Raw genomic sequence first — 22516 nt, forward strand, 5'->3', positions numbered from 1 at the left:
GTTGGAGAAGCGCCAAGAAAAGTCGGCTCGCGCCCGACGAAAACAACAGGAAGAATCTCATGCTCGATCTGAACGAAGTGGCGATGTTTGTGCAGGTGGCCCGCAGCGGCAGCTTCGCCGAGGCGGCAAGGCGATTGAGCGTGCCTTCTGCCACGGTGAGCCGCCGCATCCAGCAACTGGAGGCGCGGCTGGGCACGCGGTTGATGCAGCGTTCGACGCGCAAGCTCACGTTGACCAGCGCCGGCGAATCGTTTCATGAGCGATGCGGCCCGGCGGTCGAGGAACTCATCGAGGCCGGTCAACTGCATGTGGCGGACAACGCGGAGCCGAGCGGCGTCGTGCGCGTGACCGCGCCCACCAGCTTCTTCGACTTCTTCCAGATGCAATGGGTGGAGATGTTTCTGGCCGAGCATCCGCTGGTGCGCCTGGATTTCGTGCTCAGCGATGTGCTGGTCGACCTCATTGCGGACCGCATCGACATCGCGTTTCGCGGCGGGCCCCTGCAGGACTCCTGCTATGTGGCCCGGCGCATCTTCGCGAGCTACGGCGAACTGACGGCCAGCCCGGCCTATCTCACCGCGCTTGGCGTGCCCACGACACTCGAAGACCTGAGCGAGCACGAGTGCCTGGTGCGGCCCGATGCCAGCGGCAACGCCATCTGGCGCCTGCAGGACGCCGAGGGTGTGGAGACCGACGTGCGCGTGAGAGGGCGTTTCAACAGCAACGCGCAAGAGGTGCTGCGCAAGGCCGCATGCGCGGGCCTGGGCATCGCCGCGCTCCCCTCGATCCTCACGGCCTCCGACATCGCCGCCGGCAGGCTGGTGCGGGTTCTGCCCGAATACACGCGGGCAGGCCGCGGCCTGAGCGTTGTCTACCCCAGTCGCCAGCAGCGCCCGCTGGCCGTTTCGATGTTCGCCGACATGGCCGTGGAAAAACTGAGCCAGCTGGCTTGGGCGCCCGCATCTGGTGCGTAGCGTGGGGCCGCGCCCATTGCCCTTAAAAATGAGTGGCTCTATTTCATTCGTCGGTCTAGTCGAAAGTATTCGCCCCTGCAAACAATCGTCACATTGGTTTCTTGATGACACCGGCAACGAGCCGGGCTTTTGTGGCAGGGAAGCAGCAATGCACATACGAATTTCGACGACGGCGAGGCAGCAGCACGCAGCCGTCGCCGCGCACCGACCCGTCGCGGGCTTCACGTTGATCGAGATGATGATCACCGTGGCCATCGTGGCCATCCTCGCGGCGATCGCCATTCCCAGCTATCGCGACTACGTGCTGCGAGGGCAGCTCGTCGACGGCACCAACGGCCTGTCGGTCATGCGCGCGGACATGGAGCGCTACTACCAGGACAACCGGACCTATCTCAAGACGGGCGCCTTCGTTCCGCCGTGCACCGCCACTGCTGCCCGCGCCAACGTCTCGGGCACTTTCCAGCTGTCTTGCGCGGCCACGCCCGCGGCCACCTCCACCACGTACACGCTGCAGGCCGTGGGCAGCGGTCCGACCGACGGATTCACCTTCAAGGTGGACCAGCTGGGCGTCCAGAGCACCACGGTCACCAACAAGACGGGCTGGACGGGCTGCGACAAGGCCTGGGTGACGCGACGAGGCCAGGCGTGCCCCGCATGAAGAATCGCCGCACCCGGGCGGCGGGATTCACCCTCATCGAGATGATGGTGACGATCGCGTTGATGTGCATCCTCACGATGCTGGCCATGCCCTCGTTCACCACCTGGGTTGCCAACAACAAGGTGCGCACCGTCAGCGATTCGCTGCAGAACGGCTTGCGCTTCGCGCAGTCCGAAGCGTTGCGCCGCAGCCGGCCCATGGTCTTCTCGCTCACCGACAGCGCCGCGCCCGACAAGGCACTGGCCGCCGTGGACAACGGCGGCTACTGGTCGATCAATGTCTCCAAATCGAGCCTGGATGCGAGCAGCGCGTTCGTGCAGGCGGGCGTGCTTTCCGATGTGGCCTCCGGCGTCGGCATCACCGGGCCGGCGGCCATCTGCTTCAACGCCATGGGGCGCCTGGCCGCGAACACCGACACCGGCGTGAACGGCGCCAGTTGCAACACCGGCTCTTCTGTCTTTGCCTACGGAATCGGTGCGACCGGCTCCGACCGACCGCTGCGCGTGCTCGTCGGCCTGGGCGGCCAGGTCCGCATGTGCGATCCGGCCCGCAAGCTCGCCGATTCCCCTGACGGCTGCCCATGAAGAAAAGTCTCCGCAACGCCTCTGCGTCGAGGCAGCAGGGCATCGCCCTGCTCGAAGTGCTCGTCTCGCTCCTGCTGTTCTCGCTGGGCATCCTCGGGCTCATCGGCCTGCAGGCGCGCGCCATCGGCCTGTCGACGGACGCGCAGGACCGCAACCGCGCCGCCTTGCTGGCCAACGACGTCGCCAGCGCGATGTGGCTGGGCAAGTCGGTGGCGGTGGACACCGGCGCGACCTCGGTCTGGCAGAAACGTGCAGGCGATGCGGCGGGCGCGGGCCTGCCGGACGGTGTGGTGACCGTCACCGCGGTGAGCGGCACCACCAACAGCGCCGACATCCTCGTCACCTGGAAAGCGCCCGGCCGCGCGGCCGCCGACCAGCGCAGCACGCTCACTACGCGGGTGACCCTGCCATGAAGCAACGCGGTCTCACGCTGATCGAGCTGCTGGTGGCCATGGTCATCGGCCTGATCGTGACGCTGGCCGTGACCAGCATCGTGGTGACGGGCGAGAGCCACAAGCGCATCACCACCTCGACCAACGACATGGAGCAGGCCGGCGCGTACGCGGCCTTCGTGCTGGACCGCGCCGTGCGCAGCGCCGGCTCGAGCCTGGTGCAGTCGGTGCAGCCGACGGACCGCGGCGTCTTCGGCTGCAAGCTCAACGTAGCGGCCAGGTTGCCGGCGAGCGAATTTCCAGCGTCCTTCAAGGAGGCCTTTCTGGCCAAGGCCGCATCGGACTTGCGGGTGGCGCCCTTGCTCATCGGCAAGCGCCAGTCCGACACCGACTCCGACGTGCTGGTCGTCATGGGCGGCGATGCGGTGGCCGGCGGCGTGCCGCGCGGCCTGACGGACCCGGGCAGCGCAACGACGCTCGCGATGGACAACACGGTCGGCGTGTCCGCGGGCGACCTCGTGCTGGTGAGCCAGCAGGGCACGACCGACTGCCTGCTCGAGCAGGTCTCGGGCGTCGCGAGCAAGGTGCTGACGCTGGGCGGCGAGGACTACACGGCCGGCGAGTCCACCTCGCTGCAGACCCTGGCGGCGAGCACATCCACCTATGTCACGCCGCTGGGCAATCCCGCCAACGGCAACGTGCAGTTCCAGCTCTTCGGCGTGGGCGACAACCGCACGCTGGTCGGCTACGACCTGCTGCAGGGCGCCGGCGGCGCGACGCAGGCGCTGGCCGACGGCGTGGCCGAACTGCATGCCATCTACGGCGTGGACAGCGACGGCGACGGCATCCTGGACAGCTGGGCGGACCCGGGCGCCGCGGGCTTCGACATCGCCGCGGTCATGCAGACGCCCGAGACGATGCGCAAGATCGTCGCCGTTCGCATCGCGCTGGTCATGCGCAGCGCGAACAAGGAGAAGGAGGCCGTGTCCTCCGCCACTCTCAAGCTCTTCGGCGCCGACTTCCAGGACGCCTCGAAGAATCCGATCGCGCAGACCGTGACGTTGGGCGAGGACGAGCAGCACTACCGCCACCGGGTCGTCGAATTCACCATTCCGCTGCGCAACATGCTGCTGCTGCCATGAAGATTTCCAGGGTCTCCTCCCCTTCCTCTTGCGCTTCACGGGCCGGACGCCAGCGCGGCGTCGTCCTGCTGCTGTGCCTCATCGTGCTCGTGATCCTGCTGGCCGGCGGGGTCGCGGTGGTGCGGTCCATGAACACCTCGCTGACCTCGGCCGGCAACCTGGCCTTCCGGCGCGACCTGGTGAACCAGGGCGAGCGGGCCGTGTCCTTCGTGCTGGCGAACAAGCTGGCCAGCGGCGGCGCGCTCGCCAATGCGACCGACGATCTGCCGGGCGAGAACTTCAAGGCGACCAAGCTGGACACCAACACGCAAGGCGTGCCGCTCGCGCTGCTGGACGACAAGACCTTCGCCACCGTCGACAAGGCTGCCAACGACCTGGCCGACACGGTGGCGCAGGTCAGCATCCGCTACGTGATCGATCGCCTCTGCAGCAGCACCGGCCCGGCCACCAGCACCGGCTGCGTCCAGTCGTCCGCGGCCCCTGCCGGCGGCACGGCCAGCCCGACGCCGCCGCCCGCGCCGCCCACCGCCACGGTCTACCGCCTGAGCCTTCGCGTCAGCGGTCCGCGCGACACGCAGGTGTTCATGCAGTCCACGTTCACCAAGCCAGACCAGGAAGGCACAGCATCTCCATGACAAGCGTTTTTCGTCGTCCGCCGACTGTCGACGGGGCCCGCGGCATCGGTGCGGTCGCGGCCGCCTGCCTGGTCCTCTCGCTCTGGAGCACGGCCGCGCTGGCAGCCACCGCGAAGCTGTCGGACCAGCCGGTGTTCGCCACCTCCGACGTGCCGGGCAACCTCGCGCTCGCACTGTCGGTGGAGTACCCCACCGCGATCAGCGTGGCGAACCTCTACGACTACGCGGACGCCACCGAATACCTGGGCTACTTCGATCCCCGCAAGTGCTACACGTACCAGTACGTCAAGCCGGCGCAGAAAAAGGGCGCCGCCTCCGACAGCTACTTCCAGCCCGCGGGCGCGGCCACCGGCGCCAGCAAGCACGGCTGCTCGGGCCAATGGAGCGGCAACTTCATGAACTGGGCCACGATGCAGACCATCGACCCGTTTCGATGGGCACTCTCGGGCGGCTACCGCAGCGTCGACACCGTGGGCGAGACCATCCTGGAGAAGGCCTGGGGCTCCAGCCAGGGCAACCCGACCAACTTCCCGTTGCGGGGAACCGACCAGGGCTCGGGGCACAAGCTGCCCAAGGCGTCGGTCGCCTCGGCCACGCCGTTCGGCAACTGGAGCAACTTCAACACCAGCATCTGGTCGCGCGGCAACACCATGGTGTTCACCGGAACCGGCGACCCCAACGGCGCCGGAGACGACCTGAAGGACCTGGACGCCGCCAACAACGCGAAGAAGGCGAACGCCGTCTACCAGGTCTATGTGCGGGTGAAGGTGTGCGATGCGTCGGCCTCGGCCGGCGGCGTGGAAGCCAACTGCGTCAGGTACGGCGCCAACTACAAGCCCGAAGGCCTGCTGCAGCAGAACGCCAACAAGATCCGCTACGGCACCTTCTCGTTTCTCAACGCCGGCGGCGACGCGCAGCAGGGCGGCGTGATGCGCGCGCCGATGGGATTCATCGGCCCGACCTATCCGCAGCCGCTGTCCACCGCGGTGGTCGCCAACACCCGCGGCGAGTGGGATGCCGCGACCGGCATCATGAACACCAATCCGGACAGCGTGTCGGCCGCGGCGAGCGGCGTCAGCCAGAGCGGGGTGATGAACTACCTGAACAAGTTCGGCCAGTCCGCCCGGAACTACATGACGTACGACAACGTCAGCGAGCTCTACTACGCGGCCGTGCGCTACTTCGAGAACCTGGGCAACGTGCCCGAATGGACCAACTCGGTGGCGGCCGACGTGGCCGGCAGGGACACCCGGCTGGACGGCTTTCCCGCGGTGGCCGACTGGAGCGGCAAGGACCCCATCGCCTATTCGTGCCAGAAGAATTTCATCCTGGGCATCGGCGACGACCACACCCACTACGACTACAACGTGGGCGGAAGCGCCGCAACGAGCTGGCGGCCCGATCCCGCAACGGTTGCCGCGGACTCGTTGAACAAGGCGGATGCGTGGACGAAGAACCTGCAGACGCTGGAAGGCTTCAAGACCCCGACGCCCTGGTGGAAGTCCGGCGGCTCCGATTCGACCTACTACATCGCGGGCCTGGCCTACGGCACGCACGTCAACGACATCCGCCCCGACATGGCCGGCGTGCAGACCATCTCCACCTACTGGATGGACGTGATGGAGTACCAGCGCGCCGAGGACCTGAACCCCTACTACCTGGCGGCCAAGTACGGCGGCTTCAGCGTGCCCGCGGCCTACGACCCGGCCAGCACCGCCGCGCCGCTCGCCAAGGAATGGTGGAACACCTCGGGCGACAGCATCGACATGAACGGCAACAAGCGTCTTCGGCCCGACAACTATTTCCTGGCCGGCAATGCCGGACAGATGGTGAGCGGCCTGCGCGCGGCGTTCACCGACATCGCCAACGCCATCAAGGCCTACACCACGTCTTTCTCGCTCTCCACGGCGCAGGCCGCGTCCTCCGGCAGCGCCTCGTATGCATCGCAGTACGACTCCAAGGGATGGACCGGCGTGGTCACCGCCAGCAAGCTCACCTTCGCCAGCGACGGCACGCCGTCCGCCGCGCCGGTCTGGACCACCAGCACCACGCTGGAGGCGCAACTGGCCAACGGCGGCTGGGACACGGCGCGCCGCGTCGTGACATGGGACGGCAGCAAGGGCGTGGCCTTTCGTGCCGGCAGCGTGACCTCGGCGCAACTGGCCGCCCTGGCTCCCGCCTACGCCACCACCACCAGCAGCACCGAGTACCTGAACTACCTGCGCGGCGATCGCAAGAACGAGGGCAGCTCGACAGCGGCCGCAAGCACGCGGGCACTGCGCAGCCGGGCCTTGCTGCTGGGCGATATCGTCAACTCGAAGGTCGCGCCCGTGGGGCCGCCCGCCACCGGCTATTCGGAGAAGAGCAACCCGGGCTACGCGGCCTTCAAGACCCGATGGGCCCAGCGCCCCACCATGGTCTACGTGGGCGCCAACGACGGCATGCTGCACGCATTCAACGGCGCGCTGGACGGCGCGACCGCCGGGACCGAGCAGTTCGCCTACGTGCCGGCCGCGCTGTTCAACGGGCCGAACGGCACGCCGCAGGTGGACGGCCTCGCCCAACTGGGAAGTCCCAAGTACGCCCACCGCTACTACGTGGACGCGACGCCGCTGGTCTTCGACATCGACCTGAACAGCGCCGGCGGCACATTCACCACCGCGAGCGGCGGCAGCGGCGCCGACTGGCACAGCCTGCTGATCGGCGGGCTGGGCAAGGGCGGCAAGAGCTACTACGCCATCGACGTGACCGACCCGGCAGGCATGGGCAGCGAAGCCGCGGTGGCGGGCAAGGTGAAGTGGGAATTCACCGACCCCACCATGGGCTACAGCTACGGCGCGCCGACGCTCGCCAAGACGAAGAAGTACGGCTGGGTCGCGATCCTCACCTCGGGCTACAACAACAGCGACGGCAAGGGCTACCTGTACATCGTCAACCCGAAGACCGGTGCGCTGCTGGAGAAAATGGCAACGCCCACGTCCTCCAGCGGCCTTGCGCAGGCGTCCACGTACATCGTGGATCGTGCGGACAGCACGGCCGATTCCGTCTACGCGGCGGACCTGGACGGGCAGCTCTGGCGCTTCGATCTGAGCGCCGCCAAGGGCAGCACCGCGCCCTACCCGGCGCCGACCTTGCTGGCCACGCTGACCGACGCGTCGGGCAACGCGCAGCCTGTCACCACCGCGCCGCTGATCGAGATCAACCCGGTCACGCGCAAGCGCTTCGTGCTGCTCGGAACCGGCGAGCTGCTGGATGCCTCGGACGTGACTTCGAAGGCGCCGCAGTCGTTCTACGCCATCGTGGACGGCACGGCCGGCAGCTTCAACGCCGTGAGCGCTCCCATCACGCGCAGCCAGCTCACCCGGGTGGACGACGTGTTGAAGGGCATCAGCCTCTCGAACACGTCGCCCGGCTGGTACCTGGACCTCGGTGTCGATGCCAATGTCGGCTGGCGCCTGGTCTCCAACCCGGCGGCCTTCAACGGCATCGTGGCTTTCTCCAGCCTCCTGACCACCGGCGATGCCTGCAGTCCTTCGGGGCAAAGCCATACCTATGCCATCAACTACGGAACGGGGACCTCGGTGCTGCTGCCCGCCGGAACCGCGTATCAGAGCTTCTCCACAGCCGTTACCGACCTGCGATTCGTGAGCGTGGACGGCACCACCCGCATCATCGTCGGGACGGACGGAAGGCCGGTCCCCGTGAAGGCCGACCTGACCAAGGGCATCTCGCTGCGCCTGCTGAACTGGCGCGAAGTGCCGGCGGTGAACTGATGCCTGATGCGCAACCGCATGCGCAAGGAAGGCGCGACATGACCGTTCTGAGACTCGGCGTCCACGGGTTGCCCGCGCCCGAGGCGGCCGTGATCCGCACCATCGTGCAGCTGTATGCGAACGATGTGGCCTTTCCGTGGACGATGGTCGATGCGCCGCCGTACGACGCATTGCTCGTCGACGAGAGCGCGACGGCCACCGAGCGCGCCGAGTTCGCCCGCATGGCCGGCGCCGTGCTCGCGCTCGCCCGCAGGAATTCCGGCGGCTTGCCGCATACGATGGAGCGCCCGATACGCGCCGACAAGCTGCAGCAATGGCTCAGGCGCACCGAGCGCGCATGGCTGGACGCGCGGCCCGCGACGCTCGCGCACGCAGCCATGCAAGAGCAGGCCGCGCTGGAAATCGAGGTTTCCGATGCGGTCCGCTTCACGCTGCAGCGCTGGCCTTCGGCCCTGCTGTTGCGCAACGACCCGGGCAAGGTGCGCATGGCCAGCCTGCTGGCGCGCCGCACGCTGAGCGCGATCGAGCTGGCCGAGCTGGGCGAGATACCGCTTCCCCGGTGCGTCACGTTCCTGCAGACGCTGCGCTCGGCCGGCGTGCTGGAGCTGCATGTGGAGCGCGCCGCCGCAAGGGGCCATGCGCCGGCGCCGGGCGTGCAGGGAACGTCCGCCCCGATGCGCGGCGAATTCATGCGCAGCCTCATCGGCGGCATCCGTCGCCGGCTGGGGCTCCCAGCGCCATGAGGGAATACAAGATCCTCTTCACCGGCTCGGTGGGTGCCGGCAAGACCACCGCGATCGGCTGCGTGAGCGATGCGATGCCGGTCATGACCGACGTGCGCAACTCCGACGCATCGATCGACAAGGAACGCACCACCGTGGGCCTGGATTTCGGCCTCCTCACGCTGGAGAGCGGCGACCGCGTGCGCATGTACGGCACGCCCGGGCAGCCGCGCTTCGAGTTCCTCTGGAAGATCCTGGTGCGCAACGCGTTGGGCGTGATCGTGCTGATCGACAACTCGCGGCCCGATCCGCTGGCGGACCTGGCCATCTACATGGCCGGCTTTTCCGAGGCGCTTCGCACGATGCCCTGCGTCGTCGGCGTGGGGCGGCTGCAGGCGCATCCGGTGCCGACCCTGGACGACTACGCGCAAGCGCTCGCCGCGACCGGCCGGGTGCAGCCGATTCTCGAAGTGGACGTGCGAGACAGGCGCGATGTGCTCCTCTTGATCGACACGCTGCTGGTGCAACTCGAAGCTGACTGTGGGAGAGAGACGAAGTGATCGATCGACAGGACCTGTCCCGTACGGCAGCGGCGCACGCGCAGCGCGAGGCCCGCAAACTGGTCGACGAGCTGGACGGCGTGACGGCCGCGGTGATTGCGACCATCGACGGCTTCAATGTGGCCTCCGCGGTCATCGGCGATGCGGACCCCGCCCGCGTCGCGGCGATGGCCAGCTCCATCGTGGCCATCGCCAGCGTCGTCTCCGAAGAGGCGGGCCTGGGCCGCCACAAGAGCGTGATCGTGCAGACGGAGTCGGGCTTCGCGGTTTTTTGCAGCGTGCCCCGGCGCGACGTCGAACTCGTCATCAACGTTCTCGCCCGCGATGCGGCCGTTCTGGCGCTGGTCGCCTATCGGGCCGCGCAGCTGGCCAGGACCCTCACCGACGCGTGACCCATCGAGCGGGCACGCCGCATTTTCCCGACCGTTTTTTTTGACTGGAGAACAACTTGGCAACCATCAAGCAGACCCTGGACGACATCCTGACCCTGGACGGCGCCATGTGCGCGGCCGTGGTCGACTCGGCCAGCGGCATGATCCTGGGCACCGCGGGCGCGGGCCTGGACATGGAGATCGCCGCGGCCGGCAACACCGAGGTCGTGCGCGCCAAGCTCAAGACGATGCGGGCGCTGGGCCTGAGCGACGTGATCGAGGACATGCTGATCACGCTGGGAAAGCAGTACCACATCATCCGTCCCTCGGCCTCCAAGGAGGGTGTGTTCATCTACGTCGTGCTGGACAAGCAGCGCGCGAACCTCGCGCTGGCGCGCCGCAAGACCCAGGAGGTCGACAAGGTGATGGATTTCTGAGGCCCCGGACGGCGTACCGGCGGGCCGCTCGGCCTCGCACCGCCTCAAAGGCCTTGCGATCCCCGCGATCCCTGTGTCTCGGACGGCCGCTCCCCGAAGCGCGCACGGTATTGCGCCGCGAAGTGCCCCATGTGAAGAAATCCGTATTTCTGGGCCGCCTCGCGCACGCCGCTCCCTGCGGCGCCGGCCGAGGCCTGCAATTCGGCGCGGACCCTCTCCAGCCGCATCTCGCGCAGGAACTCCATGGGCCCTTGCCCCGCATGCGCGCGAAACGCCATCTGCAACGCCCGCGCACTGCACCCGACTTCCCGGCAAACATCCGCCAGCGACAGCGGCTCCTGCGCATGCGCAGCCATGTATTCCTGCGCCCTGCGCACCACCCGCGGCAACAGCCGCCGCTGCGCATCCCCGGCGAGCGCGCGTGAGTAGTTGTGCCCCGCCGACATCAACAGGCTGGACATCAGATAAGCCTCCGCATGCTCCCCCAGCGCGCTGCCAGTCTGCAGCGCATTCCCTGCATCGAGCGTCAGCCGCAGGTAGTCGATGAAGTGCACCAGCGGCGCCAGCGCCGGGTTGTCCAACGGCACCCCCAGGTCGAACACCAGCGCCTGCCCGACAGGCGCCTGCAGCAATGATTCCAGCCGCGTGAGCAGCGCCGAGCGCGCCAGCTGCACGATCAGGTGCGGGCTGTCGTCGGCCCAGCGCATCGAGAGCGGCTCGGTCGGCGAGGGCAGCGACGCGAGCCGCGGCGTCGCATCCACCTGCTGCGCGCCGCAACGGATCTCCGCACCGCCGCGCAGCGGAATCTGCAGCAGGAAAAAGTCCTGCAGATACCCCGGATCGATCTGCACGCCGGGCCCGTACTGCACGTAATTGAGGCTCACGTCCCGGTGCAGCCGCGCGCTGTGGTGGCAGGCGTCCAGTTCGGTGCGGGGCTTCAGCATCACCAGCCCGTGCGGGCAGAACACGCGCGCGACGCTTTCGCGCGCCTCGTCCATGTCGTGGCTCTCGAACAGCCGATAGCGCTGCAGCGGCAGCGCTGGAAGGGCCTGCAGAGGCAGCGTGGGGGTGGTGACGGTTTCCATGGGGGCGAGGGCACCGTAGCAAAAACCATCCCCGCCCACAATTCGGACCTCCCCTCGGCAAAAACCTGCGTGCCAGGGACATCGCCTGCGTTTGCGGGACGCTCCGGCGGCCCGCCCCCTCGTAACGTTCGTCCCACAGGCCAGCCCGGCCTGCGTGATCAATCCATCGATCGACCCACCGAGGAGAGCCAACGTCATGTTCAAGGGACTCGCAGGCAAGAGCGCCATCGTCACCGGCGGTGCCACATTGATAGGCGTGGGGCTGGTGCGCGCGCTGCATGCGGCCGGCGTGAAGGTCGTGGTCGCCGACATCGATGCCGACAACGGCCAGGCGCTGGCCGATTCGCTCGGCGCGGGCGTGCGCTTCGTGCGCACCGACATCACCGACGACGCGCAGGTGAAGGCGTGCGTGGCCGAGGCCGCCGCGCAGCACGGCGGGGTGCACTTTCTCGTCAACCTCGCGTGCTCGTACGTGGACGACGGCTTCAAGTCGCCGCGCGCCGACTGGCTCACCTCGTTCAACGTGAACGTGGCCAGCGCGGTGGCAATGCTGCAGGCCGCGCACCCGCACATGGTGGCGGCCGGCGGCGGGGCGGTGGTCAATTTCACGAGCATCTCTTCGCGCGTGGCGCAGACGGGGCGCTGGCTCTATCCGGTGAGCAAGGCCGCGATGGCGCAGCTCACCCGCAACATGGCGATGGACCTCGCGCAGGACAACATCCGGGTGAACAGCGTCTCGCCGGGCTGGACGTGGTCGGCCGTGATGGAGCGCCTGAGCGGCGGCGACCGCGCCAAGACCGATCGCGTGGCCGCGCCCTTTCACCTGCTTGGGCGCGTGGGCGATCCGGACGAGGTGGCGCAGGTGGTGCTCTTCCTGTGCTCGGACCACGCGAGCTTCGTGACCGGCGCCGACTACGCGGTGGACGGCGGCTACGCCGCCATGGGCCCCGAGCAGGCCGTGCCCGCCATTCCCCAGCTGATGGACTGAACAGCGCTCTGCGCAGAACACCAAGGAGAAATGAAATGAAGCGAATCGCCATCGTCGGCGCGGGCCAGTCGGGCCTGCAACTGGGGCTCGGCCTGCTCTCGGCAGGCTACGAGGTCACGATGTTCAGCAACCGCACGGGCGAAGACATCCGCCGCGGCAAGGTGATGTCGAGCCAGTGCATGTTCGACACCTCGCTGCAGATCGAGCGCGACCTGGGCCTGGACCACTGGGCGAGCGTTTGCCCCACAGTGGACGGCATCGGCCTGGCCGTGCCGCACCCCGAGCAGAAGGGCGCCAAGGCCATCGACTGGGCCGCGCGCCTGAACGCGAGCGCGCAGTCGGTCGACCAGCGCGTGAAGATCCCGGCGTGGATGGACGAATTCCAGAAGAAGGGCGGCGAGCTCGTCTTCAAGGACGCAGGCATCGACGAGCTGGAAGCGTGCACGCAGCGCCACGACCTCACGCTGGTGGCGAGCGGCAAGGGCGAGATCTCCAAGCTCTTCGAGCGCGACGCGCACAGGTCGCCCTACGACAAGCCGCAGCGCACGCTGGCGCTCACCTATGTGAAGGGCATGGCGCCGCGCGCGCCGTTCTCGGCGGTGTGCTTCAACCTGATTCCCGGCGTGGGCGAATACTTCGTGTTCCCGGCGCTCACCACGACGGGGCCGTGCGAGATCATGGTGTTCGAAGGCGTGCCCGGCGGCCCGATGGACTGTTGGGCCGACGTGAAGACGCCCGAGGAACATCTCGCGCGCAGCAAGTGGATCCTGGACACCTTCACACCATGGGAGGCCGAGCGCTGCAAGGACATCGAGCTGACCGACGACAACGGCATCCTCGCGGGCCGCTTCGCGCCGACGGTGCGCAAGCCCGTGGCAACGCTGCCATCGGGCCGCAAGGTGCTGGGCCTGGCCGACGTGGTGGTGCTCAACGATCCGATCACGGGGCAGGGCTCGAACAACGCGGCCAAGTGCGCCGACACGTACCTCAAAAGCATCCTCGCGCGCGGCGACGGCGCGGCCGATGCGGCCTGGATGCAGCAGACCTTCGACCGCTACTGGTTCGGCTACGCGCAATGGGTCACGCAGTGGACCAACATGCTGCTCGCGCCGCCGCCGCCCCATGTGCTCAACCTGCTCGGCAGCGCCGGTGGGGTGCCGCCGCTGGCGAGCGCTTTCGCCAACGGCTTTGACGATCCGCGCACCTTCTTCCCGTGGTTCGCGGACCCCGCAGAGTCGGAGCGCTACATCGCCACCTGCGCGGCCGTCGCGTAACCCGGAGCGAGCGCATGAAGCAGCGACGCGTGGCCATCGTTGGCGCCGGGCAGTCCGGCATGCAGCTCGCGCTCGGCCTGCAGCGCGCGGGGCACGAGGTGACGGTGTTCTCCAACCGCTCGGCGCGCGAGATTCTCGAAGGGCCGGTGATGTCCAGCCAGTGCATGTTCGAGACTGCGCTGCAGACCGAGCGCGAACTGGAACTGGATGGGTGGGCCGGCGCATGCCCCGCCATCGAAGGCATCGGCATCGCGGTGCGCAACCCCGAGGGCGGCAAGGCCATCGAATGGCACGCGCGGCTCGATGGGCCCGCGCAGTCGGTCGACCAGCGGCTCAAGATCCCCGCGTGGATGGCCGAGTTCGAAAAGCGCGGCGGGCAGCTGGTGCTGAAAGACGTGGGCCTCGACGACCTGGAGACCTGCGCGCAGACGCACGACCTCGTGGTCGTGGCGAGCGGCAAGGGCGAGATCTCGAAGCTTTTCGAGCGCGACGATGCGCGCTCGCCGTGCGACCAGCCGCAGCGCGTGCTGGCGCTCACCTACGTGAAGGGCATGAAGTCGGCCGATTCGTATGCGCGCGTGTGCTTCAACCTGATTCCGGGTGTGGGCGAGTACTTCGTGTTCCCGGCGCTGACCACGACAGGGCCCTGCGAGATCATGGTGTTCGAAGGCGTGCCCGGCGGCCCGATGGACTGCTGGACCGATGTGAAGACGCCGCAAGAGCATCTCGCGCGCAGCAAGCAGATCCTCGAGACCTTCCTGCCGTGGGAGGCCGAGCGCTGCACGCACATCGAGCTGACCGACGACCACGGCATCCTCACGGGCCGCGTCACGCCGACGGTGCGCAAGCCCGTGGCAACGCTGCCATCGGGCCGCAAGGTGCTGGGCCTGGCCGATGCGGTGGTGCTCAACGATCCGATCACGGGGCAGGGCGCCAACAACGCGGCCAAGTGCGCCGACATTTACCTGAAGCGCATTCTCGAACACGGCGACGCGCCGTTCGACGCCGCCTGGATGCAGGAGACCTTCGACCGCTACTGGGAGGGCTACGCGCGCTGGGCCACCGACTGGACGAACAGCCTGCTCGCGCCGCCAACCTCGCACCTGCAGAAGCTGCTGCAGAGTGCGACCCACATGCCCGCGGTGGCGAGCACCATCGTCAATGGCTTCGACGATCCGCGCGTCTTCGCGCCGTGGTGGTTCGACGCCGCGGAGGCCGACCGCTTTCTCGAAACCCGGGCGCGCGAGGCGGCCGTGGACCGCTTCGACCGGCGCGACTTCCGCAAGGCGCTCGGCCAGTTCAGCACCGGGGTGACGGTCATCACTACCCGCGCCATCGACGGCCGCCGCGTGGGCATGACCGCCAATTCGTTCTCCTCGGTCTCGCTCGATCCGCCGCTGGTGCTGTGGAGCCTCGCGCGGCAGGCGCCGAGCGTGGCCGATTTCACCGGCGCCAGCCACTTCGCGATCAATGTGCTCGCGGCGAACCAGCATCACCTGTCGCGGCAGTTTTCCACGCCGCAGGCGGACAAGTTCGCCAGCGTCGACTGCTGCGAGGGCACGGCCGGCGTGCCGCTGCTGGAGGGCGCCATCGCGCGCTTCGTCTGCCGCAACGTGAAGCAGTACGACGGCGGCGACCACCTCATTTTCATCGGCGAGGTGGAGCGCTACGATCGCCTGGACGGCGAGCCGCTGGTCTTTCATTCGGGCTACTACCAGGTGACGACCAGGCACCCCGAATGCATGCAGTGAGGCACGCGGCCCCGCACCACCCTCTCACCTCACCCCACGGAGCAGTTCACATGCAGCAAAAAATCCGCATCCAGGCCACCGACGGCAGCGGCAGTTTCAACGGCTATCTCGCACTGCCCAAGGGCGGCAGCGGCCCCGGCCTGGTGATCGCGCAGGAAATCTTCGGCATCAACCACACGATGCGCGAGGTGGCCGACTACTACGCCGAAGAAGGCTACGTCGTGCTGGTGCCCGACCTCTTCTGGCGCCAGGAGCCCGATGTCGAACTCGGCTACAGCGAGGCCGACTGGCAGCGCGCGTTCGCGCTCTACGGCGGCTTCGACGAGGCCAAGGGCATGGAAGACATGCAGGCCGCGATCACGGCGCTGCGCCAGCGGCCCGAAGTGCAGCACAAGAAGGTCGGCGTGCTGGGCTTTTGCCTCGGCGGCAAGCTCGCGTACCTGGCGGCCTGCCGCACCGATGCGGACGTGGCCGTGGGCTACTACGGCGTGGGCATCGACGCCGCGCTCGGCGAGGCCGATCAGATCAAGCGCCCGCTCACGCTGCACATCGCCGAGCTCGACAAGTTCTGCCCGCCCGAGGCGCGCGACCGCATCGTGCAGACGCTGCAAGGCCGGCCCGGCGTTTCGCTCTACGTGTACCCCGGCATGGACCATGCCTTCGCACGCAACGGCGGCGAGCACTTCCACAAGCCCTCGGCGCTGATGGCGCACGAGCGCAGCATCGCCGCGCTCAAGGGCGCGATCGGCCCGAACTACGATCTCTCGGCGCTCTGGGACAAGCACTGCGAGTACGAGTTCGGCACGCGCAACGTCGACGACACGATGGGCACCATGGTCGCCGAGCCGTATGTGAACCACATCCCGACCATGACGGGCGGCGTGGGCCACAAGGCGCTGCACGCGTTCTATACGAACCACTTCGTCAACAGCAATCCGCCCGATACCTCGCTGGTGCCGATTTCGCGCACCGTGGGCGCCTCGCAGGTGGTCGACGAGATGCTGTTCTGCTTCACGCACACCACCGAAATCCCGTGGATGCTCCCGGGCGTGCCGCCGACCGGCAAGCGCGTGGAGATCCCGCTGCTCGCGGTCATCAAGTTCCGCGGCGACAAGCTCTACCACGAGCACATCTACTGGGACCAGGCCAGCGTGCTGGTGCAGGTGGGCCTGCTCGATGCGAAGCTGCTGCCGGTGGCGGGCATCGAGACGGCGCGCAAGCTGCTGGACGAGACGCTGCCGTCGAACACCTTGATGCGCGAGAGGGGCTAGGCCGCGGCTGGGGCTGGGCGGGCTAGGCCGCTCAAGCCGCCGGAAGAAACTTCCTGACATGCGCCGCGAATGCAGCCGTCAACGCTGTCGGCGCCTCGCGGTCGAACGCCAGCGTGACCCCGACGCTCGGCAGATCGGGAAACCCTTGCGCTGGGGTGAGGATCTGCAGGTCGTCGGGAACGGCCGTGCGCGTGAGCACGATGACGGCCTGGCCCGAGCGCGCCATGCCGACCAGGCCCGAGAGGCTGCTGCTGGCATAGGCGAGCCGGTAGGCGCGGCCCGCGGCTTCGAGCGCTTGCCTGGGCAGCCGGTGGTCCAGCGCATCGGGTGCGCCCAGCGCGAGCGGCAGCGGGTCCAGCGACGCGGCAACGCCGTCGCGGTGCGCCACCCACACGAGCGGCTCGTGGCGGATCACGTCGCCGGCCGTGTCACTCGCCACCGACACCAGCGCCAGGTCCACCGCGTGCCGCGCCAGGAGCTCTTGCAGCCGCGGCGTCGGCGCGCACATCACTTCCAGCTGCACGCGCGGATGCAGGCTCGCGAAGCTCTGCAAGAGGTACGGCAGGAAGACGACCGCATAGTCGTCAGGGCAACTGAAGCGCAGCACGCCCGACAGCTGCTCGCCGCGCAGCTCGGCCAGCGCCTCGTCGTGCTTGCGCAGCAGTTCGCCCGCGCGCACGAGGAGCCGCTCGCCGGTCGCGGTGAGCGTGACGCCTCGGCCGGTGCGGTGCAAGAGCGGCTGCTCGACGATGCCTTCGAGCCGCTGCATCTGCATGCTCAGCGCCGACTGCGTGCGCCCCACGCGCACGGCCGCCTGGCCCAGCACGCCGGTCTCGGCGATGGCGACGAAGCTGCGCAAGAGGTCGATGTCCAGCGACTGGCTCACGGCATGAATTCTCCTGATAGCTGATGTCAAAACAATTCGCTTCCCGGCGGAGGCGCCCCTGCGTAATGTGCGTCATTTTGATCGGCACGCATCGACATGAGCAGCAACGACGACCCCAAGTTCTGGCAGCAGGCCCGGCAGCACCTGGTGCGCTACGGCGGCACCTTCGAGCCGTTGATCATCGAGCGCGCACAGGGCTGCTTCGTCTACGACGCCGATGGCCGCGGCATCCTGGATTTCACCTCGGGCCAGATGAGCGCGCTGCTGGGGCATTCGCACCCTGACATCGTCGCGGTGGTCACCGAGCAGATCCGCTCGCTCGACCACCTCTTCAGCGGCATGCTGTCGCGGCCGGTGGTGGCGCTCGCCGCAGAGATCGCGCGGCACGCGCCGCCGGGGCTGGAGCGCTGCCTCCTGCTGAGCACCGGCGCGGAGTCGAACGAGGCGGCGCTGCGCATGGCCAAGCTGGTGACGGGCCGGCACGAGGTGGTGGCCTTCACGCAGTCGTGGCACGGCATGACGGGCAGCGCGGCCGCGGCCACCTACAGCGCCGGCCGCAAGGGCTACGGGCCGGCCGCGGCGGGCTCGCTGGCCATACCGGCGCCCAACGCCTACCGGCCGCGCTTCGCGACGCCGGACGGCGCGCTCGACTGGCGCCGCGAACTCGACGACGGCTTCGAGCAGGTCGACCGGCAGTCCACCGGCGCGCTGGCCGCCTTCATCGCCGAGCCCATCCTCAGCAGCGGCGGCATCCTGGAGCTGCCGCCCGGCTACATGGCGGCGCTCAAGCAGAAGTGCCAGGAGCGCGGCATGCTGCTGATCCTGGACGAGGCGCAGACCGGCGTCGGGCGCACCGGCCTCATGTTCGCGTGCGAGCGCGACGGCGTTGCGCCCGACATCCTCACGCTCTCCAAGACGCTGGGCGCGGGCCTGCCGCTCGCGGCGATGGTGACGACCGCCGCCATCGAGGAGGAGGCCCACGCGCGCGGCTTCCTCTTCTACACGACGCACGTCTCCGATCCGCTGCCGGCCGCGGTCGGGCTGAAGGTGCTGGAGGTGGTGGAGCGCGACGGGCTGGTCGAGCGCGCGCGTGTCGCGGGCGCGCGTCTTGAAAAGGGACTGCGGGAGCTTCAGTCGCGCCACGCATGCATCGGCGACGTGCGCGGCCGCGGCCTGCTGCTCGGGCTGGAAGTGGTCGCCAGCCGCGAGACGCGCGAGCCGGCCTTCGAACTGGGCGAAGCCGTCACACGCGAGTGCATGAAGCTCGGCCTGAGCATGAACATCGTGAAGCTGCCCTCGATGGGCGGCGTGTTCCGCATCGCGCCGCCGCTGACGATCAGCGACAGCGAGATCGATCTGGGCCTGGAGCTGCTCGACAAGGCGATCGCGACGGCGGTTCGCGGCGCGTAGCGAACGCAGAAAGCCCCGGCGTCGGTGCCGGGGCCCGCGCTCAGCTCATCAGCTCATCAGCTCAAAGGCCCAGCGCCTTCGCCACGCCCGCGCCGTAGGCCGGATCGGCCTTGGTGCAGTTGTCGATGTGCCGGCGCTTGATGAATTCCGGCGCATCGCCCATCGCGCGCGCCGTGTTGCCGAACAGCGCCTCCTGCTGCTCGGGCTTCATCAGGCGGAACAGGTCACCCGGCTGCTTGTAGTAGTCGGCGTCGTCCTCGCGGAAATTCCAGAAGTCCGCATCGCCGCGCAGCTTGAGCGGCGGCTCGCGGAAGTCGGGTTGCTCCTGCCACTGGCCGAAGCTGTTGGGCTCGTAGTGCAGCGTGCCGCCGTAGTTGCCGTCCACGCGCATCGTGCCGTCGCGGTGGTTGCTGTGCACCGGGCAGCGCGCGGCGTTCACCGGGATCTGGTGGTGGTTCACGCCCAGTCGGTAGCGCTGCGCATCCGAGTAGGCGAAGAGGCGCGCCTGCAGCATCTTGTCGGGCGACACGCTGATGCCGGGCACGAGGTTGTTGGGCGCGAAGGCGCTCTGCTCCACGTCGGCGAAGAAGTTCTCGGGGTTGCGGTTCAACTCCATCACACCCACCTCGATCAGCGGGTAGTCCTTCTTGGGCCAGACCTTGGTGAGGTCGAAGGGGTGGTAGGGCACCTTCTCGGCATCGGCTTCGGCCATCACCTGCACGTACAGCGTCCACTTGGGGAAGTCGCCGCGGCCGATCGAGTCGAACAGGTCGCGCTGGTGGCTCTCGCGGTCGCCGCCCACCAGGGCCGAGGCCTCGGCGTCGGTGAGGTTCTCGATGCCCTGCTGCGTCTTGAAGTGGAACTTGACCCAGAAGCGCTCGTTGGCCGCGTTGACGAAGCTGTAGGTGTGCGAGCCGAAGCCATGCATGTGGCGGTAGCTGGAAGGAATGCCGCGGTCGCTCATCACGATGGTGACCTGGTGCAGCGCCTCGGGCAGCAGCGTCCAGAAGTCCCAGTTGTTGGTGGCGCTGCGCATGTTGGTCTTGGGGTCGCGCTTCACAGCCTTGTTGAGGTCCGGAAACTTGCGCGGGTCGCGCAGGAAGAACACCGGCGTGTTGTTGCCCACCAGGTCCCAGTTGCCTTCCTCCGTGTAGAACTTGAGCGCGAAGCCGCGGATGTCGCGCTCGGCATCGGCCGCGCCGCGCTCGCCGGCCACGGTAGTGAAGCGGGCGAACATCTCGGTCTTCTTGCCCACGGCGGCAAAGAGCTTGGCGCGGGTGTACTTCGTGATGTCGTGCGTGACGGTGAAGGTGCCGAAAGCGCCCGAGCCCTTGGCGTGCATGCGGCGCTCGGGAATGATCTCGCGGTTCAGGTTGGCCAGCTTCTCGAGCAGCCACACGTCCTGCATCAGCACGGGGCCCCGCGGGCCGGCGGTGAGGCTGTTCTGGTTGTCGACCACGGGCGCGCCGAAGGCGGTGGTCAGCGGGGTCTTTTTGGAATCATCGGTGGGATTGGTCATGGGTGTCCGTCTTTTGGGGATGAAAGCGGTGCCACTCTACGTTCATTCGATGGCGGTTCACAACCTCGCCCTATGGCCATGCGGGGCGCTTGCCCGAAAGGGGGAGCGCGGTGGCATACGAAAGGATGAGTGCGCCCTCACGCCGCGCCGTCATGTCACGCCTTCACGCCGCATCGTCGAAACCGTGGAACGTCGCGAACGCCTGCACCGGGTCCCTGGGCATCGCAAGGCGGTGCAACGGCGCATCGGTCTGCGCGTAGCCCAGCGACATGCCGCACACCACCGTCTGGCCCGCGGGCAATTGCAGGCATTCGCGGATGACCGGTTCGTGCCGCACGAAAGACACCTGCGGGCAGGTGTCGAGCCCGCGCGCCTTGGCCGCGAGCATGAAGGTCTGCAGGAACATGCCGTAGTCGGCCCAGCTGTGCGGCATCAGCCGCTCGTCGATCGTGAAGATGAGGCCGATGGGCGCATCGAAGAACAGGTAGTTGCGCCCCGTCTGCGTGTAGCGCGCGGCCGCATCCGCGCGGTCGATGCCCAGCGTCGTGTAGTAGCGCGCGCCGAAATCCGATTGCCGCGACCTGCACGGCGCGGGCAGCTCGTCGGGAAAGTGCCGCGAGGCCGGCAGGTCGTCGCGCTCGTGCGAGCGCAGCAGCGCCTGGCTGAACCGGCGCTTGGCGTCGCCTTCGAGCACGTGCACCGACCAGGGCTGCGTGTTCGAGTTGCTCGGCGCGCAGCGCGCGACCTCGAGGATTTCCACCACCAGCGCCTTGGGAACCGGTGTGGGCTGGAAGGCGCGAACCGCCGCGCGCGAGCGGATGACCTCGTCGACAACGCCTCGCGCCGCGTCGTCCTTGGGGGGAGCTTTCGTCATGGCGCGATGCTCGCACGCAGGTGCGCGGCTGCCCATTGAAACTTGCACAGCATGGGTATGCACGCCGTCGGATTTGGGTGGGTTACCCCTTAGCTCACGCTGCGCGAGAGGCCCTCGCCGCGCGTGGATTCCGCGAGTTCCGTGAGCTGCTCCCGGAGCCAGACGTGGGCCGGATCGTGTTCGTGGCGCCGGTGCCAGATCGCGCGCAGGCTCCCGTTCGCCACCTCGTAGGGCAGCGGCTTTGCATGCAGGTCGCCGCGGCGCACGAAGGCCTCGGCGAGCGGCGCGGGCACGATGGAAACCATGTCGGTGCCCAGCAGCAGATCGGGCACCGCGAGCGAGTGCGGCACCGTGATGCGGTAGCGCGGGCGCCGGCCGATGGCCGCGAGCGCATCTTCCAGCGCCTGCCGGTCGAACATCTCCGACTGGCGCGCCAGCCCGCGCTCGACGATGTAGCCGCTCACCGCGCCTTCCTCCTGGCCGCCGAGCGACACGGTCACCAGCGGAAATTCCGCCAGGTCTTCCACGCGCAGCCGGCGACGACGCAGCGGATGGCCCTTGCGCATGACCAGCACGTCCTCCTGCGTCCACACGGGCCCGCTCTGGAAGCGCGGCGGCACCTCCGCGAAGATGCCGATCGCCAGGTCGATGCGGCCCACGTCGATCTGCTCGGCCAGATCGAGCCGCGTGGACGGCCGCACGACCAGGTCCACTGCCGGCGCGAGGGCGTTCACGCGGTGGCTCAGGTCCACCAGCAGCACCGAGGTCACGTAGTCGTTCGCAGCCAGCACGAAGGTGCGCGAGGCGGTGGCGGGATCGAAGGGCTGCACGCCCAGCGTGTCGTGGATGCTGCGCAGGGCCTCCCGCAGCGGCGCGGCCACGGCCAGTGCGCGCGCGGTGGGCTCCATGCCGCGGGCGGTGCGGATGAAGAGCTCGTCCTGCAGCGCTTCGCGCAGGCGCGACAGCGCATGGCTGATCGCGGACTGGCTCAGGTGCAGGCGCTTGCCCGCGCGCAGCAGGTTCTGGTCCTCGAAGACGGCATCGAAGACGCGCAGCAGGTTCAGGTCCATCCGGCTCGGGTTCACCGCCATCTCGTTCTCCTCATGTTGCACGCGCTGCATTGTCGTGTTGCAGATTCATCGCTTCCAGTGGCGGATGCCCGGTGGCACCGTTCGCCCATGCGTTGCCGTCGAACCGGAACATCGCCGAG

The 22516-nt window shown here is 68.3% G+C and carries 21 protein-coding genes and 1 pseudogene; 17 read left to right on the forward strand and 5 right to left on the reverse strand.

Going from position 1 to position 22516, the window contains the following annotated elements:
- Positions 1-59 precede the first annotated feature (59 nt).
- The 11 genes from ACZYRS_RS07550 (at position 60) to ACZYRS_RS07600 (ending at position 10248) form a co-directional block, all read left to right on the forward strand.
- Positions 60-974, forward strand: a complete 915-nt coding sequence (locus tag ACZYRS_RS07550; protein ID WP_463418736.1) for a LysR family transcriptional regulator — start codon at positions 60-62, stop codon at positions 972-974.
- Positions 975-1122: 148 nt separating this feature from the next.
- Complete coding sequence (locus ACZYRS_RS07555) at positions 1123-1632, forward strand: type IV pilin protein (protein WP_463418737.1); 510 nt, start codon at positions 1123-1125, stop codon at positions 1630-1632.
- Complete coding sequence (locus ACZYRS_RS07560) at positions 1629-2216, forward strand: GspH/FimT family pseudopilin (protein WP_463418738.1); 588 nt, start codon at positions 1629-1631, stop codon at positions 2214-2216. Before ACZYRS_RS07555 ends, ACZYRS_RS07560 begins: the two co-directional genes overlap by 4 nt.
- On the forward strand, positions 2213-2629 hold the full coding sequence (locus tag ACZYRS_RS07565) for a fimbrial assembly protein (protein ID WP_463418739.1): 417 nt from the start codon (positions 2213-2215) through the stop codon (positions 2627-2629). The genes ACZYRS_RS07560 and ACZYRS_RS07565 overlap by 4 nt, the downstream gene beginning before the upstream one ends.
- Positions 2626-3750: a PilW family protein gene (locus tag ACZYRS_RS07570; protein ID WP_463418740.1), complete on the forward strand. Its 1125-nt coding sequence runs from the start codon at positions 2626-2628 to the stop codon at positions 3748-3750. The genes ACZYRS_RS07565 and ACZYRS_RS07570 overlap by 4 nt, the downstream gene beginning before the upstream one ends.
- On the forward strand, positions 3747-4385 hold the full coding sequence (locus tag ACZYRS_RS07575) for a pilus assembly PilX family protein (RefSeq protein ID WP_463418741.1): 639 nt from the start codon (positions 3747-3749) through the stop codon (positions 4383-4385). Before ACZYRS_RS07570 ends, ACZYRS_RS07575 begins: the two co-directional genes overlap by 4 nt.
- Positions 4382-8158 (forward strand): pilus assembly protein, encoded by a 3777-nt coding sequence (locus ACZYRS_RS07580; protein WP_463418742.1) that lies wholly within the window; start codon positions 4382-4384, stop codon positions 8156-8158. Before ACZYRS_RS07575 ends, ACZYRS_RS07580 begins: the two co-directional genes overlap by 4 nt.
- A gap of 38 nt (positions 8159-8196) precedes the next feature.
- On the forward strand, positions 8197-8901 hold the full coding sequence (locus ACZYRS_RS07585) for a hypothetical protein (RefSeq protein WP_463418743.1): 705 nt from the start codon (positions 8197-8199) through the stop codon (positions 8899-8901).
- Positions 8898-9440: a GTP-binding protein gene (locus ACZYRS_RS07590; protein WP_463418744.1), complete on the forward strand. Its 543-nt coding sequence runs from the start codon at positions 8898-8900 to the stop codon at positions 9438-9440. The genes ACZYRS_RS07585 and ACZYRS_RS07590 overlap by 4 nt, the downstream gene beginning before the upstream one ends.
- Positions 9437-9832, forward strand: a complete 396-nt coding sequence (locus ACZYRS_RS07595; protein ID WP_463418745.1) for a roadblock/LC7 domain-containing protein — start codon at positions 9437-9439, stop codon at positions 9830-9832. The genes ACZYRS_RS07590 and ACZYRS_RS07595 overlap by 4 nt, the downstream gene beginning before the upstream one ends.
- Before the next feature lie 56 nt (positions 9833-9888).
- Positions 9889-10248, forward strand: coding sequence for a hypothetical protein (locus ACZYRS_RS07600; protein ID WP_463418746.1), 360 nt, complete (start codon positions 9889-9891; stop codon positions 10246-10248).
- Between the two features lie 44 nt (positions 10249-10292).
- Here ACZYRS_RS07600 and ACZYRS_RS07605 read toward each other — a convergent pair whose 3' ends face one another.
- The gene (locus ACZYRS_RS07605; RefSeq protein ID WP_463418747.1) at positions 10293-11333 is read right to left on the reverse strand and encodes an AraC family transcriptional regulator; all 1041 of its coding nucleotides are present in this window, start codon (positions 11331-11333) and stop codon (positions 10293-10295) included.
- Between the two features lie 196 nt (positions 11334-11529).
- Between ACZYRS_RS07605 and ACZYRS_RS07610 the strand changes: the two genes are divergently transcribed.
- The 5 genes and pseudogenes from ACZYRS_RS07610 to ACZYRS_RS07630 all read left to right on the forward strand — a co-directional run bounded on the left by ACZYRS_RS07610 (position 11530) and on the right by ACZYRS_RS07630 (position 16617).
- On the forward strand, positions 11530-12321 hold the full coding sequence (locus tag ACZYRS_RS07610) for an SDR family oxidoreductase (protein ID WP_463418748.1): 792 nt from the start codon (positions 11530-11532) through the stop codon (positions 12319-12321).
- A gap of 35 nt (positions 12322-12356) precedes the next feature.
- Positions 12357-13595, forward strand: coding sequence for a styrene monooxygenase/indole monooxygenase family protein (locus tag ACZYRS_RS07615; protein ID WP_463418749.1), 1239 nt, complete (start codon positions 12357-12359; stop codon positions 13593-13595).
- 14 nt (positions 13596-13609) lie between these two features.
- A pseudogene (locus ACZYRS_RS07620) lies at positions 13610-14851 on the forward strand (styrene monooxygenase/indole monooxygenase family protein); the annotation flags it as partial.
- The gene (locus tag ACZYRS_RS07625) at positions 14849-15346 is read left to right on the forward strand and encodes a flavin reductase family protein (protein ID WP_332875207.1); all 498 of its coding nucleotides are present in this window, start codon (positions 14849-14851) and stop codon (positions 15344-15346) included. The pseudogene ACZYRS_RS07620 and the gene ACZYRS_RS07625, both read left to right, overlap by 3 nt.
- 50 nt (positions 15347-15396) lie before the next feature.
- Positions 15397-16617: a dienelactone hydrolase family protein gene (locus ACZYRS_RS07630; RefSeq protein ID WP_463418750.1), complete on the forward strand. Its 1221-nt coding sequence runs from the start codon at positions 15397-15399 to the stop codon at positions 16615-16617.
- Between the two features lie 31 nt (positions 16618-16648).
- On the opposite strand, the gene ACZYRS_RS07635 is transcribed toward ACZYRS_RS07630, so the two are convergent.
- Complete coding sequence (locus ACZYRS_RS07635) at positions 16649-17503, reverse strand: LysR family transcriptional regulator (RefSeq protein ID WP_463418751.1); 855 nt, start codon at positions 17501-17503, stop codon at positions 16649-16651.
- A 96-nt stretch (positions 17504-17599) separates the two neighbouring features.
- On the opposite strand from ACZYRS_RS07635, the gene ACZYRS_RS07640 reads away from it, so the two are divergent.
- Positions 17600-18913: an aspartate aminotransferase family protein gene (locus tag ACZYRS_RS07640; protein ID WP_463418752.1), complete on the forward strand. Its 1314-nt coding sequence runs from the start codon at positions 17600-17602 to the stop codon at positions 18911-18913.
- Between the two features lie 61 nt (positions 18914-18974).
- Here ACZYRS_RS07640 and ACZYRS_RS07645 read toward each other — a convergent pair whose 3' ends face one another.
- The 3 genes from ACZYRS_RS07645 to ACZYRS_RS07655 form a co-directional block, all read right to left on the reverse strand.
- The gene (locus ACZYRS_RS07645; RefSeq protein ID WP_463418753.1) at positions 18975-20432 is read right to left on the reverse strand and encodes a catalase; all 1458 of its coding nucleotides are present in this window, start codon (positions 20430-20432) and stop codon (positions 18975-18977) included.
- A 163-nt stretch (positions 20433-20595) separates the two neighbouring features.
- Positions 20596-21306, reverse strand: coding sequence for a nitroreductase (locus ACZYRS_RS07650; RefSeq protein WP_463418754.1), 711 nt, complete (start codon positions 21304-21306; stop codon positions 20596-20598).
- A gap of 89 nt (positions 21307-21395) precedes the next feature.
- A complete protein-coding gene (locus ACZYRS_RS07655) occupies positions 21396-22391 on the reverse strand; it encodes a LysR family transcriptional regulator (protein ID WP_463422464.1) in 996 nt (331 codons plus the stop codon).
- Between the last annotated feature and the right edge of the window lie 125 nt (positions 22392-22516).

It is taken from the genome of Variovorax sp. AC194 (genome assembly GCF_979257995.1).